Source organism: Maledivibacter halophilus (genome assembly GCF_900167445.1).
Lineage (GTDB): Bacteria > Bacillota > Clostridia > Peptostreptococcales > Caminicellaceae > Maledivibacter > Maledivibacter halophilus.
Genome location: NZ_FUZT01000002.1, coordinates 334,281 through 348,853, shown reverse-complemented (window position 1 = coordinate 348,853; position 14,573 = coordinate 334,281). Strand labels below are relative to the sequence as shown.

Sequence of the window (14,573 nt, the reverse complement as noted above, 5' to 3'; positions counted from 1 at the left end):
ACAAGACAAGCATTTTAACATGCTCATCTTGTTCTTACTTAATTATGTTAAAAACTCTATTTGATTTCTGCTTCTTCTACACTAAGGGATCCATCAGGCAATAGATATACTCCTTCTAAGTACTCTTGTCTACCACCCATTGTCATGCTAACTCCTAAGAATGCCCATGGTGCATCATTCCATATAATTTCTTGCACTTTCTCATATGCTTCTCTTCTTTCTTCGTTATCTGCTGTAGCTATACCTTTTTTAATCCATTTATCAGCTTCTTCATTATTGTAATATGCTGTATTATATGAATTTGGTGGGAATGATTCACCTGCAAACAATGGTCTAATTCCCCAATCAGCATCTCCTGTAGATGGTGACCATCCAGCATAATACATTTGAAGCTCAGCATCATCAGGATTTTCTACTGACCATATTCTTTCAAGTCTAGTACCGGATTCCATAGGAACTAGATTTGCCTTAATACCAATTTGTGCAAGCTGCTGTTGTAAGAATTCTGTTGCCTTTATAACATTTGAACTATTATTTGACCAAATTTCAGTTTCAAAACCATTTTCATAGCCTGCTTCCTTCATAAGCTCTTTAGCTTTTTCTAAGTTAAAATCATAAGATTTTTCTTGCTTAGAATAAAACTGTGTATTTGGAGCAATTATTGAGTCCATTTTTTCCAAATAGCCTCCACATACAACTTTTTTAAAGGCTTCTTTGTTAATAGCATAGTTAACAGCCTGTCTCACCCTAACATCATTGAAGGGCTCTTTATTGGTATTCATAGCTAAATATCTAACTATAATTGATGGCTCTGCTTCAACAACAACACCATCTTTACCATCAATTGCTTTAACCTGCTCTGTTGGAACTGGATAGATAAAGTCTGATTCCTTAGTTTGAAGCATAGCAATTCTACTTCCATTTTCCTTTACAGGTTTAAATGTAACGGAATCAACCTTTGGATAATCAGGCTTCCAATAGTTTTCATTTTTAACCATTTTCACATGAGAACCTGAAACCCATTCTTCAAATACAAATGGACCTGTACCAACAGGGTTGCGGGATACTTCCTTACCAAATTCTTCTAATGCCTTTGGACTATGCATCATTGCTGCCGGATGGGCAAAATTATTTATCATAGCACCAAAGGGCTCTTTCAATACCACCTTAACGGTATACTCATCAACTACTTCTGTATGATCTACTATTGCAAATAAACTATGTCTTTTTAATCTATTTTCTGGATTCGCAAGGCGGTCCACATTAACCTTAACAGCCTCAGCGTTGAAATCTGTTCCATCATGGAATTTAATTCCTTCACGCAATTTAAATGTAAATTCTGTTGCCTCATCATTGGCTTCATAGCTTTCTGCCAAAACAGGTATTACATTCATTTCCTTATCAAATCCTACTAGCCCTTGCATCATAGCCTTTTGTGCTGAATAGGACAATGTATCATTAGTATCATGTGGATCCATACTAATAAATGTGTCTTGTACTGCTACTACTATATCTTTATTATCTTTAGCAGCAGATTCGTTATTTTCCTCAGGCTTTTCTGTTGTTTCTTCTTGTCCTTGGTCTGGAGCTTCGTTATCATCTTTACTTCCACATCCAGCTAAACTGGATACCACTAAAGCCATAACCAAAAACAAAACAAAAAATTTCTTAAACATTTTTTTTCCCCCTCAATATAATAATTTTATATGTAAAAGTGCAATGCACTTTTTACCTGAGAATAGATAAAATCATTCACATTTAAAAGTTGTCGAAATTATTTGTCGATATTTGTTAATAAATTTTAATAATTATATTATACAACACAAAACAACCTATTACAACCTATTAATTTGAAGCATGTATATATATTTATTGAAAATTCCCATAAATAGCTGAACAAAAAATGACATAAGTCTCTTATCTATACCATTTTCATATTATTTTATTAAATTATAAAACCCCTTGATAGAATTTTTCATCAAGGGGTTTAACTTTATCTAGCCAATGCAATTTTTTCAGTTTTTATATTATGATATTCTTCTAAAAGAACCACAGTCCTAAATCTCAATGATTTTTTCACATCAATTACTCTTTGATTTTCTGAGCCTCTAAATTTAAGTAATAGATTCTTCTTTTCAAGTATAAAGGGCCCATCTATAAGAACGTCTATGTATTTTAAGAATTCAATCCATCCATCCTTATATTTTTTGCCTTGCTTATTTATTAATTCTTCAAAGGTATAGCCGGTATAACACCATATATCCATTCCCATCTTCTTTACTTGCCTTGCTATTTCCAAGCATTGATATGGCTGCTCAAAGGGATCTCCTCCAGAAAATGTAATCCCTCTATGAAGCTTTAAATCTTTTAATTCTTTAATTAAATCTTCCGTATCCATTAAAAATCCACCACCAAAATCATGGGTAGAAGGATTATGGCATCCAAAACAATTATGTTTACAGCCTTGAGCCCAAATCACAGCCCTAAGTCCAGGTCCGTCAACTATACTATCTCTAGTAATTTTATGGGATAGTCTAATAAGCATTAACTTACATCTCCTTACTATTACATAAACAATATTAAATTCTCTAATTCTTAAAGCTGTTTATCTTTGTCCCATACCATGTTTTCTTCTATCTTTCACCTCAGCCAGCTTAGCATCATTAAATCTATCTATGGTCCCAACTAAATATCCAGTAATTCTTCGAATTCTTTCGAATTTTATACCGTCGTCTTCAGTTCTTCCACATCTTGGACAAACATCATGAATGACTCCGTTATATCCACAAACCGGATCTCTGTCTACAGGATGATTTATGCTTCCATATCCAATGCCGGCCTTATGCATTGCCCTTACAACCGTCTCGAAGGCTTCAAGATTATCCGATGGGTCCCCATCAAGCTCGATATAAGTAATATGTCCTGCATTAGTCAAGGAATGATAAGGTGCTTCCAATTTTATTTTGTCAAAGGCACTGATTTCATGATAAACAGGAATATGAAATGAATTTGTATAATAATCTCTATCATTAATTCCTTCTATTTCTCCAAACATCTCTTTATCAAGTCTAGTAAATCTACCTGATAATCCTTCAGCAGGTGTGGCTATAAGAGAGAAATTTAATTTATACTTTTGAGAATTAGCATCAAGTTTATCCCTCATAAATCTTACAATTCTAAGTCCAAGCTCCTGGGCTTCTTCACTTTCTCCATGGTGCTTTCCAATTAGTGCCTTTAAACATTCAGCCAAACCTATGAAACCTACAGTTAATGTTCCGTGCTTTATTATGTCACTTACACTATCCTCCCAGGATAATTTGTCTGAATCAATCCAAACCCCTTGACCCATGAGGAATGGAAAATTTTTAACCTTCTTAGTTTGCTGAACCTGCAATCTTTCCATTAATTGATCTATTAATAAATCAACCTTGGAATCCAAATCTTCAAAAAATCCTTCTATATTGGCAGAACCATTTTTCACGCTTCCATATTTTATTCCAAGCCTTGGAAGGTTTATTGACGAAAAGGAAATATTTCCTCTACCTGTAACTATTTCCCTTGATTTATCATAAACATTTCCAACTACCCTTGTTCTACATCCCATATAAGTTGCTTCTGTTTCCGGTCTTCCTGGCACATAATACTGGGCATTAAATGGGGCATCTATAAAGCTAAAGTTAGGAAATAATCTTTTGGCTGAAACTCTACATGATAATTTAAATAAATCATAGTTTATATCGTCCTCATTATAGTTAATTCCTTCCTTAACCTTAAAAATTAATATTGGAAATATAGGAGTTTCTCCATTTCCTAAACCTGCTTCTGTTGCAAGAAGAAGATTTTTTATAACCATTCTGCCTTCCTGGGAAGTATCTGTACCAAAGTTTACACTACTAAAGGGTACTTGAGCACCTGCTCTGGAATGCATGGTATTCAAATTATGTATAAAGGCCTCCATAGCCTGATAAGTTTTTCTATCGGTTTCCTTGTATGTATTTTTTCTAGTGAATTTTTGTATTTTCAAAGCTTTTTCATCATCTATATTAAGCTTATTTTTTAATAAGGTTATTTCTTCAGCATTATATTTCTCATCTTCTTTAAGTTCTAATTCTTTCCCTGAAGATGCTTCACAGTTTTGAATTATTTCATTGGTTATATCCTTAGCATCCTTATCTTCAAAGTCAAAATTAAATGTTAAAGCCTTTATCATATTTTCAGCATAAAGCTTTTTATAAGTCTTTTTCACCCCTGGTGCTAAACCAAAATCAAATGTAGGTATACTTTGTCCTCCATGCTGATCATTCTGATTCGACTGTATAGCTATAGCAGCCAATGCTGCATAACTCATAACATCTTGAGGCTCCCTTAAAAAACCATGTCCTGTTGAAAATCCATTCTTAAACAGCTTTAACACATCTATTTGAGTACATGTCAAGGTTCCCATGTTAAAAAAGTCCAAATCATGTATATGTATATCTCCACTATCATGAGCATATGCATGTTCAGGCTTTAGCATATGTGCTTTACAAAACTCTTTAGAAACTGTACTACCATATTGAAGCATAGTTCCCATGGCAGTATTACCATCAATATTTGCATTTTCCCTTTTTGTATCGCTTTCTGTGGCATCTTTTAGTGTAATAGTTTCAATAGTCTTCATAAGACGTGTCTTAGTTTCTCTAATTCTAGTTCTTTCAGCTCTATAAAGTATGTATTCCTGACTTGTTTTTGCATGGCCATTCTCTATAAGTACTTTTACAACTGCGTCCTGCACCTGCTCAACTGTTGGAATTTCATTACTGTATTTTCTATTTAGAAAAGTTGTCACTTGCTGAGTCAATTTCTCTGCTATATCATAAGAAGCTTGACTTTCTTCTTGATCCGCGACAGCTTTTGCAGCTTTAAAAATTGCTGCTGTAATCTTTTCAGGAATAAAGTTAATAATTCTCCCGTCTCTCTTTTTTATTTTTTCAATCATACACTTCTTCCTTTCCGCTATATATGGTATTATTTTTATCCTTATATACTATATATAGATTTTTAAGTGACAAAAAATACCCTCATTTTTTAAAAGGGCAAAAATAATTTTTTGTCTTTTCATTTTCTATTTAAATTCTATCAAATGAAAGCTTAAATCTCAATAAGAAAAAAGCCCCATAATCAACAATAATATTACTCTGTTTTTGATAATTCTCTTTTTTCCTCTATAATACTCTATATTTCAAATAGGTTGTAACCAAAACTAAAATATATAGTTTTTCAAAAATTAATCCCACAATAAAAGAGCTGAAAGGGTAATTTTATCCCTTCAACTCTTTATTTTTAATATATACTACTCAGCTATCCAAAATTTTAATTACAATAATTTAATATAAACTTCACAGAAAATAATAAAGGCTTTTACATTTTTTCTGGGAAATTTATAATACTTTAGAGTTGGTTATCTATATATGTATAACCAAAGAACCAATTACCTAGAGAACCCTTTTGCCAATCTACTACTCTCTTTTTAATTAAAAATTTATCAGTATAATAGAAAATAGGCATGATAACCTGCTGATCAAAGAGCATTTTTTCTGCAGCATATAGAGCCTCATCTCTTTTCTCAGGATCATTTTCATTTCTTGCATCAAGAAGAAGTTGATTGTACTCTTCACTCATCCATTGTGCAGAATTATTAGTATCCTGTGATTCAAGTATTTCCAGCATTGACATTGCATCAGCATAATCAACAAACCATCCAAATCTAGCAGCTCCAGTATACTTACCATACCTTCTGGAACTAGCAAAAACAGGCCATTCCTGATTAGTTAAAGATACCTCTATATTTAAGTTTTTCTTCCACATCTCCTGAATAGCCTCAGCTATGATCTTATGGGTTTCAGAGGTATTATATAATATTTCTATCTCAGGAAAACCCTCCCCATCTGGATATCCCGCTTTAGTTAAATATTCCTTTGCCTTTTCAATATCAGCTTCTGGACTGATACCATAGTCAACCATTGAACTAAATTCATTTCCTCTTGTATCTTTTAATCCTGGAGGAACATAAGTAGTAGCCGGAACCTCTGCACCCTTGGTTATATTCTCACATATTGACTTTCTGTCTATAGCTAGATTAAGGGCCTTTCTTACATTTACATCATCTGTAGGAGCTTTACTATTATTAAAAACATAAAAATACGTTCCTATTTTAGGTCTAATATTAAATTCATCACTTTCACTGCTTAATATAGGTATCTCTTGGGTTGGAATATTACTCATAATATCAATATCATCTGATTGATATGCCATTAATGCTGTTGATTCATTTACTAGAATATTTGCATTTATTTTATCTAATTTTACTTTATCTGCATTCCAATAGTTTTCATTTTTTTCTAGAACAAATCTATCTCCACTAACATATTCTTTAAGTGTAAATGGACCATTAGTCACAATAATATCTGTATTAGTTGCCCAGCCTTCAGAGTCTTTTTCAACTACATCCTGTCTAACTGGTAGATAAGTATAAAATGAAGTTAAATTTAAGAAATAAGGTGTAGGTGATTTTAATTCAACCTCTAATGTTCTATCATCAATAACATTAATAGCCACATCTTCTTTTTTACCTTCTCCACTGAAAAATTCATGTCCTCCTTTGATATAAAACAAGAGCATGGCATAATCTGAAGCAGTTTCAGGATCTAAAGCCCTTAGCCAAGTATATTTAAAATCATGGGCAGTCAGAGGCTTGCCATCAGACCATTTTGTATCCTTTAAATAAAAGGTGTATTTCAAGCCATCATCACTCACCTCATATCTTTCCGCTATTGCAGGAACTAATTCACCGTCTACTTCCCTCATTAGACCTTCATAGATATTGTTTATTATATCTCCTGCTACAGCTTGAGAATTTAGAGTTGGATCAAGGGTTCTTGGTTCATCGGGTAAACAAAAATTCAATACCATTCCTTCATTTTTCCCCTCATCAGCTGGCTTTTCTTCCTCTTTTTCAGTATTGCTATCAGCAGTTTTTTCTGTATTGGCTTCATTTTCTTTGGGTGCACATCCAACAAACAAACTCATAGTTAATAAGAAAACCAAAAAAATAGCTGTTAGTTTTTCCTTCAATTCAATCTCCCCTTTATTTTTATTTAAAAGAATTTCTCTTTTTATTTGATGATGCTTCATTAATAAACAGCTGAAATATCCTTTGCTGTTCATTATATACATCAGCCATCATCTCAGGATGCCATTGTACTCCAATTACAAATCTATGGTTTTTATGTTCAATTCCTTCAATAATCTTATCCTCAGATATAGCAGTTTCTATAAGCCCATCTCCAAGAATCTCAATAGCTTGATGATGTAAACTGTTTACGTCCAACATCTTTTTACCAAATGCTTTATACAATCTACTCTCTTCTTTTATAGTTACTTTATGACATTTAGTATACTTAGGTAGCATTGAACATACATGCTCCTGATTTGTTATATTGGCTTCATATATGTCTTGATATATTGTTCCTCCAAAAAAAACATTAATCAATTGAAGCCCTCTACATATTCCCAAAACTGGTTTATCCATTTCCAATAACTTTTCCAATAACTTAATTTCAAATTCATCTCTTTCCAATACTATTCTCCCAAGCCCCTTCATTATTGGTTTTCCATATAAATAGGGATAGATATCAGCTCCACCTGTAAATAGAATACCATCCAAGCTTTCTACCAGCTTAGAAATATAATCATCATCATTAATAACCGGTATAGCTAGTGGTATTCCTCCTGAATTTTTAACACATCTTGAATAATCCATTGTAGACATAAGCATATCCTGTTCATCTCTGCCCCTATATCTTTTTTCCTCCATTTCTCTATCACTAACATAATAAGTAGTCACTCCAATTAATGGCTGCATCTAATATCCTCCAATTCTATTGTTTGTTTATATTAATGAAAGCACTACTTTAATTTAAAAGCAATATATATGCCAATTTACTTTAGTTATTATATTTAGTTAAAAATTAAGCCAAAACATTTCCAATAAAGCCCAATATATGCTTCCTCTAATCCTCTCCATGCTCTGCTATTATTGGCTTCCTATTTAAGGGAGACTTATCGAACCCACTTTTTTTGAAAAAGTTAAATTATTTTAAATTTAAATAATTCTACACTTAAAAATATCTACAAAAGGGATAAAAGGGATAAAAGGTATCCCTTTTATCCCTTTTGTAATTCATATAAAACTTTAAATCCAAAATCAGTTAGTTGTGTTCCTCCCCTACCTTTTCTTATCTCTACAATTGAAAACTTTTCAAGAATTAATAGCATATTCCTTATTTCATGCTCAGTTAGAAAAATCCCATTATCCTTTGCAATTCTTTCAAGACTTCTTCTTCCCAACCGGGTTTTATTAATATAGCATTTTCTGAGTTGTTTTAGAATAAAAAAATACTCTTTAATATTATCTGCTGATAATGCTTTAAATTTATTAAACAGTATTTTTTCTTCCTGGGTCAGAGCTTCTTTATTATTGTTCATGCTATATCTTAGAGGTAAGAGTTTTGCATCCACTATGGGTTCTTCAATGTTTGTAAGATACTCTATACAATTCCTCAGCTCTCTAATATTACCCTTCCACTCATAATTTATTAGATTATTTAAAGCATCCCGTGTTAATTTGAAATTCGAATTTAAATCCTTTTTTATTTCATCAATAATAGGTGATATATCTTCTTTTCTTTCCCTTAATGCTGGTATTTGCAGCGGTATAACATTCAATCTATAATATAAGTCCTGTCTAAATTGTCTATTATTGACCAATTTTTCTAAATTCTGATTTGTAGCTGCTATTATTCTGACATCTACATTAATAATATAATCTCCACCTATTCTCATAACTTCCTTCTCCTGCAAAACCCTCAAAAGCCTTGCCTGCAAATTCAAAGGCATTTCAGCAATTTCATCTAAAAATAAAGTCCCCATATGGGCAAGCTCAAATAATCCTAACTTTCCACCTTTACGGGCTCCTGTAAAGGCCCCTTCTTCATAACCAAAGAGTTCACTTTCCAAAAGATTTTCAGAAAGGGCTGCACAGTTAACAGCCACAAATGGATAACTTTTTCTTGGGGAATGATTGTGTATAGCTTGTGCAAACAACTCTTTTCCAGTTCCACTTTCTCCGGTAATCAAGATAGAGGAATCAGATTTAGCTATTTTTTTAGCTATCTCCTTACAGTTCTGAATTTTTTTGCTATTACCTATAATATCCTCAAATGTATATTTTGCCTTATGACCCTTGTCAATCAATTGAGCCCTTAACTTATGCTGCTTTTTTTCTGTATTACTAAACCGTCGAATATTTGCCACTGCTCCATAAAGGGTATTCATTTTTAGTATAGGTGCAATGGTGACCACAAAATCTACCCCCGAAATCTTCACAAGCTTATCCTTAATTGGTTTTAATGTTGAAAGAACCTGATCAAAGGGTATCTGAGGAAATATGTTTTTTAAGTTAATTCCAAATACATTATTTGTACTTTTTCCAATTATTCTTTCAGCACTATCGTTATAAAAATATACACGGCCATTTCTATTGACACCTATAATTGCTTCATCCAGTATTTCAAGTAAAATATCAAATTGACTTTCAAGTCTATGGGTTTTTCCTATCATTTTTTCTAAACCACAATTTAATGGCACAATGCTGTCGAAATACTCTCTAGTATTTTGACAAGATAGTAAAAATTCTAAATCTAATTTCTCAGCAATATTTATTATGGTATTAATATCTAAAACTCTACTACCAATATCAAAAATTTTTTTAACTGTTTTAGGTACATATTTTTTCTCTCCTGGAGTAATGGCAACATCTATATCTGGTATAGCTTTGACTCCAGGATAAATAGGAATAAACTCAATATGCTTTATGCCTAATTGATAAATTGTTGAAATAGTTTCTACGGCAGTTTCCGGGCTAACATTGACAAGCATTGCTTTTGTTCCCTTAGGTAAATCAACTATTTTATTAAGTCCTCTCTTGGTAATAGTTCTATTGGCAACAATAATCTCTGCATTGTTTTTCAAATACACCTTTATTGTTTCAAAGGATTCATATGACGGTATAAGCACAATATCTGCCTCTATTCCATTTTCAATACTTCCATCCTCAAAACAATATTTATCTAAATCTATATAATCCAAAAATATACTTTTAATCTCATTACTATATAATTCCAAACTATTATTATTAATAGTAGCAACGGCTATTCTTTTCCTAACCATAATTATCGCTCCAATTATTTCATCCCTTTTCCCCAATTCCCTTAATTTACTTTTTTATAAAACCATAGCTCCACTAAAATCAATATCCAAAGGCTTTACTTCCCATTTATTATCTAAAGTCTTTAAGAATCCTTTAATATCGTCATAAAATTTACTATTCTTATCCTCATCTAAGGCCATTAAAGTTGGTCCTGCTCCACTTAAAAACATTCCTAATGAACCAAATTCTTCACATTTCTCTTTAATTCTATCAAAATCCTGTATAAGCTTCCCCCTATATATTTGATGTAATTTATCATCGCAGGAGGTTTTTAGAAGATGGAATTCACCATTTGTTAAGGCTGTTATAAGTAAAGCCACCCGACCTACATTAAATACTCCATCTTTATAGGGAATTTCTTTGGGCAGCACTGCCCTTGACTCTTTGGTTGAAAGTGTAAAATCTGGAATCATTGCATAAAACTTCAACCCTTTAGCCACATTTATTTTACTATAATGTATATTATCTTCATCCTGTATTGCCACAGTCATACCACCAAAAATGGCAGGAGCAACGTTATCGGGATGCCCTTCGATCTCAACAGCAAGCTTCAATATTTCTTCCTTTGATAAAACTTTCCCTGCAATTTCATTGGCACCAATTACTCCTCCAACTATACAAGCAGCACTGCTGCCCAATCCTCTGGATAAAGGAATATCATCTTCGATTATTATTCTAATTCCTTTAAAATTATACCCAATTCTTTCAAAGCATTTTTTCATAGAAGTATAGATCAAATTATTTTCATTAGAAAATTCTTCACAGCAGCCCTGTATATCCAATCCTTTTTCTATTTCCTCAAAATAAAATGTATTATATAGATTTAAAGCCACTCCAAGGCAATCAAAACCAGGACCTATATTTGCACTTGTGGCAGGAACTTTTACTTTTATCACTTTTATCACCCTATCTAATCTAATGTAGAAATTATTTTAATCTAAAATATCAGCAATTACTTTTTTTATTTCATTCTTTTTACATTTTTTATTGTGTAAAATTTCTTTTTTCTCTAAATCTTTTATTCCCTTTGGTACATTTAATCCTGTAAGATTTGACATTGTTTTAATTAGGTGAAAGTCATCATGGTCTTCAATACTCTTATCTATGGCCTCCATAACACTTCTGGTAAATTTATAGGGACTTGCTGTGGAAGCAATAACTGTCCTTGCCTCATCCTTTGTTTCTTTTTTATATTTTTTATAAACGGCATAGGCAACAGCCGTATGGGTGTCTATAAGATAATTTGATTTCTCATATACATCTTTTATAGTTTCTCGGGTTTTTTCATCATCAACATATCCTCCATAAAAATCCTTAAGCTTTTCCTTCATATCCTGGGTTATTTCATATTTTCCTGTTTCTTTAAGATTTTTCATCAATTTATTAATTAATTTCTCATCCTTAGAGCTTAATTCATATAGAAATCTCTCTAGATTGCTGGAAATAAGTATATCCATTGATGGTGAAATAGTCTTTTTAAACTCTCTTCTTATATCATATATTCCCGTACTAATAAAATCATGCAAAACATTATTTTCATTGGAAGCACATATCAATTTATTAACTGGAAGTCCCATTTCCTTTCCATAATAGGCCGCCAGTATATTCCCAAAATTGCCAGTTGGTACCACTATATTTATATTTTCACCCTCTGCTATTTTACCTTCTCTAAGCATTTTTAAATATGCATAAAAATAATAAACTATTTGTGGAACTAATCTGCCAATATTAATAGAATTTGCTGAAGAAAAAATATAACCTTTTTCATTTATTGTATTATTAAATTCTTTATCAGCAAAAACTTCCTTAACCCCATTTTGTGCATCGTCAAAATTCCCCTCAATACCTATAACAGATGTATTTTTTCCTTGTTGGGTTATCATTTGTCTTTTTTGTATCTCACTTACTCCATCCTCCGGATAAAAAACTATTATCTTTATTCCATCTACATCAGCAAACCCCTCAAGGGCTGCTTTCCCCGTATCTCCTGATGTTGCAGTAAGTATTACTATTTCCTTTTTTATATTTTGTTTCTTACTGGCAGTTTTAAGTAAGTAGGGTAATATTGAAAGGGCCATATCTTTAAATGCCAGTGTCGGACCATGGAATAACTCTAGAAAATATACGCCACTACATTCAATTAATTCAGCTATATTCTTTGAATCAAACTTCTCATCATATGCACTATTTATACATTGCAATAATTCCTTATCTTCAAAATCCGTAAAATATTTCTTCATTATATAAAAAGCCAATTCCCTATAATTCATATCCATAAGCTCATCGAAGGATTTTTCTATAATTGGAAATTCTTTAGGAACATATAATCCTCCATCATGAGCCAGACCCTTTACTATTGCTTCTGAAGATGTAATATTCAAGTCACTGCTTCTGGTACTTTTATAAAAAGATGCCGCCATTTCATCACCTCAAATTATTAATTATGCATAATCAACATTAAAACCAAGTATGAATTTCATGGAAAATAATAAAATCATCTGAATTTTTATGAAGTTCATATTACTTTACAGCTGATTATTTCTACACATCCAATTTGTTTTATTTTACAACATATTCGTAAAGCATACAACAACAAATGTATATTTTACTCAAACAAAAACCAAGAATCGCTGGACCAAAAAACCCAGCGATTCTTAATTTTCTATTCCCTTTCTTGCCATAACTCCTTGTGTATAATAATGCTTTATTTCCTTCATTTCAGTAACTAAATCAGCTATATCTATTAATTCCTTCGGAGCATATCGTCCCGTAAGAATAACCTCAACATGATCAGCCTTTTTTTCTAACATTTTTATAACATCTTCTACATCAAATAGTTTAAAATATAGTGCTATATTTATTTCATCTAAAATAACTAAATCATATTCGCCCTTGGAAAGTATTTCTTTACACTTTTCAAGTCCGCTTTTAGCTGCCTCAATATCTTCCTGCTCAGGAACTCTGTCTATAAAGCAGCTTCTTCCAAGCTGCTCAATTTTGAATCCTGACAGATATTCCTGGGCCTTTACCTCGCTGTACTTCATGCCCTTAACAAACTGTCCCATATATACCTTTTTGCCGGCACACAAGGCTCTTAAAGCTAATCCCAATGCAGCTGTGGTTTTACCTTTACCATTGCCTGTATAAATATGTATATATCCTTTTTCCATTTTAATCCTCCTCTTATTTTAGATGTCTTAAATAATAATACCAGCCTATATCTCTTTTCATATTATCTGCTCCTAAAAAAATGGTATTCATATATTACTACTTTTCTTCTATATGATTGTTATAATTCCTTCAATTGTCTTCATATTTTTATAAGTTTATATGGCCAAAACCATATAAAGTAAAATCATCGGATACAAAATCCGATGATTTCTGATAATATTTTTCATTAATATTATCTTCATCTAGTAAGTATAAAAACCTTTCCCTGACTTGCGTCCTAAATAACCTGCTCTTACCATTTTTTTCAGTAGAGGACAAGGGCGGTATTTACTATCACCAAATTCTGAATATAAAACTTCCATTACGGCTAGACAAACATCAAGTCCAATCATATCAGCAAGGGCTAAGGGCCCAATTGGATGGTTAGCTCCTAATTTCATTGCAGTGTCAATATCCTCAGTGTTGCAAATACCTTCCATTAATAAATACACTGATTCATTTATCATAGGCACAAGAACACGGTTTACTGCAAACCCTGGAGCTTCTTCTACTGCTACCGGTGTTTTACCTGCTTTCTTAACAGTTTCGTAGATTTTTTGAAAAGTTTCCTCAGAAGTTCCCGCACCTTTGATTACTTCTACTAATTTCATCACTGGTACTGGATTAAAAAAATGCATACCAATAACCTTGTCAGGACGCTTAGTAGCAGCTGCAATAGCTGTTATACTAATACTCGAGGTATTTGAAGCCAAAATTGTATCAGGCTGACAAATACTTTCTAATTCACTAAAAACTTTTTTCTTAGCTTCAATATTTTCTACTATTGCCTCAATTACAATGTCTGCATCTTTACCATCTTCTAAATATAATGAACCTATAATACGTCCCTCTACTTCAACTTTTGCTTCTAATGTTATTTTTTCTTTTTTTACTAATCTATCTAAGTTTTTGCTTATTGCAGCTAATCCTTTATCTATAAACCGCTGCTCAATATCCCTTAAAACCACTTGATTACCTGCTTGAGCTAACACCTGAGCAATACCTGCTCCCATAGTGCCAGCACCAACTACCATTATCTTTTTCATTGTATAAC

General features: G+C 32.3%; 10 protein-coding genes. All 10 read right to left on the bottom strand.

Translation table 11 applies throughout. The annotated features are described in order from the left end of the window. Positions 1-56: 56 nt before the first annotated feature. The 10 genes from B5X81_RS05490 to B5X81_RS05445 all read right to left on the bottom strand — a co-directional run bounded on the left by B5X81_RS05490 (position 57) and on the right by B5X81_RS05445 (position 14,565). Positions 57-1,676: a glutathione ABC transporter substrate-binding protein gene (locus B5X81_RS05490; protein WP_079489971.1), complete on the bottom strand. Its 1,620-nt coding sequence runs from the start codon at positions 1,674-1,676 to the stop codon at positions 57-59. 317 nt (positions 1,677-1,993) lie between these two features. Continuing rightward, complete coding sequence (nrdG, locus tag B5X81_RS05485) at positions 1,994-2,545, bottom strand: anaerobic ribonucleoside-triphosphate reductase activating protein (RefSeq protein ID WP_079489970.1); 552 nt, start codon at positions 2,543-2,545, stop codon at positions 1,994-1,996. Between the two features lie 60 nt (positions 2,546-2,605). After that, positions 2,606-4,978, bottom strand: coding sequence for an anaerobic ribonucleoside triphosphate reductase (locus B5X81_RS05480; RefSeq protein WP_079489968.1), 2,373 nt, complete (start codon positions 4,976-4,978; stop codon positions 2,606-2,608). A 452-nt stretch (positions 4,979-5,430) separates the two neighbouring features. Then, positions 5,431-7,113, bottom strand: coding sequence for a peptide ABC transporter substrate-binding protein (locus B5X81_RS05475; protein WP_170917291.1), 1,683 nt, complete (start codon positions 7,111-7,113; stop codon positions 5,431-5,433). Between the two features lie 19 nt (positions 7,114-7,132). Next, positions 7,133-7,903 (bottom strand): gamma-glutamyl-gamma-aminobutyrate hydrolase family protein, encoded by a 771-nt coding sequence (locus B5X81_RS05470; protein WP_079489965.1) that lies wholly within the window; start codon positions 7,901-7,903, stop codon positions 7,133-7,135. 302 nt (positions 7,904-8,205) lie between these two features. Continuing rightward, positions 8,206-10,305: a sigma-54 interaction domain-containing protein gene (locus B5X81_RS28350; RefSeq protein WP_280175246.1), complete on the bottom strand. Its 2,100-nt coding sequence runs from the start codon at positions 10,303-10,305 to the stop codon at positions 8,206-8,208. 18 nt (positions 10,306-10,323) lie between these two features. Continuing rightward, positions 10,324-11,205, bottom strand: a complete 882-nt coding sequence (gene thrB, locus B5X81_RS05460) for a homoserine kinase (RefSeq protein WP_079489962.1) — start codon at positions 11,203-11,205, stop codon at positions 10,324-10,326. Between the two features lie 36 nt (positions 11,206-11,241). Next, the gene (gene thrC, locus B5X81_RS05455) at positions 11,242-12,729 is read right to left on the bottom strand and encodes a threonine synthase (protein WP_079489961.1); all 1,488 of its coding nucleotides are present in this window, start codon (positions 12,727-12,729) and stop codon (positions 11,242-11,244) included. 234 nt (positions 12,730-12,963) lie between these two features. Further along, positions 12,964-13,479 carry a cob(I)yrinic acid a,c-diamide adenosyltransferase gene (gene cobO, locus B5X81_RS05450; RefSeq protein WP_170917290.1) on the bottom strand — a complete coding sequence of 172 codons (516 nt, stop codon included), beginning with the start codon at positions 13,477-13,479 and terminating at the stop codon, positions 12,964-12,966. A gap of 243 nt (positions 13,480-13,722) precedes the next feature. Then, positions 13,723-14,565 carry a 3-hydroxybutyryl-CoA dehydrogenase gene (locus B5X81_RS05445; RefSeq protein WP_079489958.1) on the bottom strand — a complete coding sequence of 281 codons (843 nt, stop codon included), beginning with the start codon at positions 14,563-14,565 and terminating at the stop codon, positions 13,723-13,725. Between the last annotated feature and the right edge of the window lie 8 nt (positions 14,566-14,573).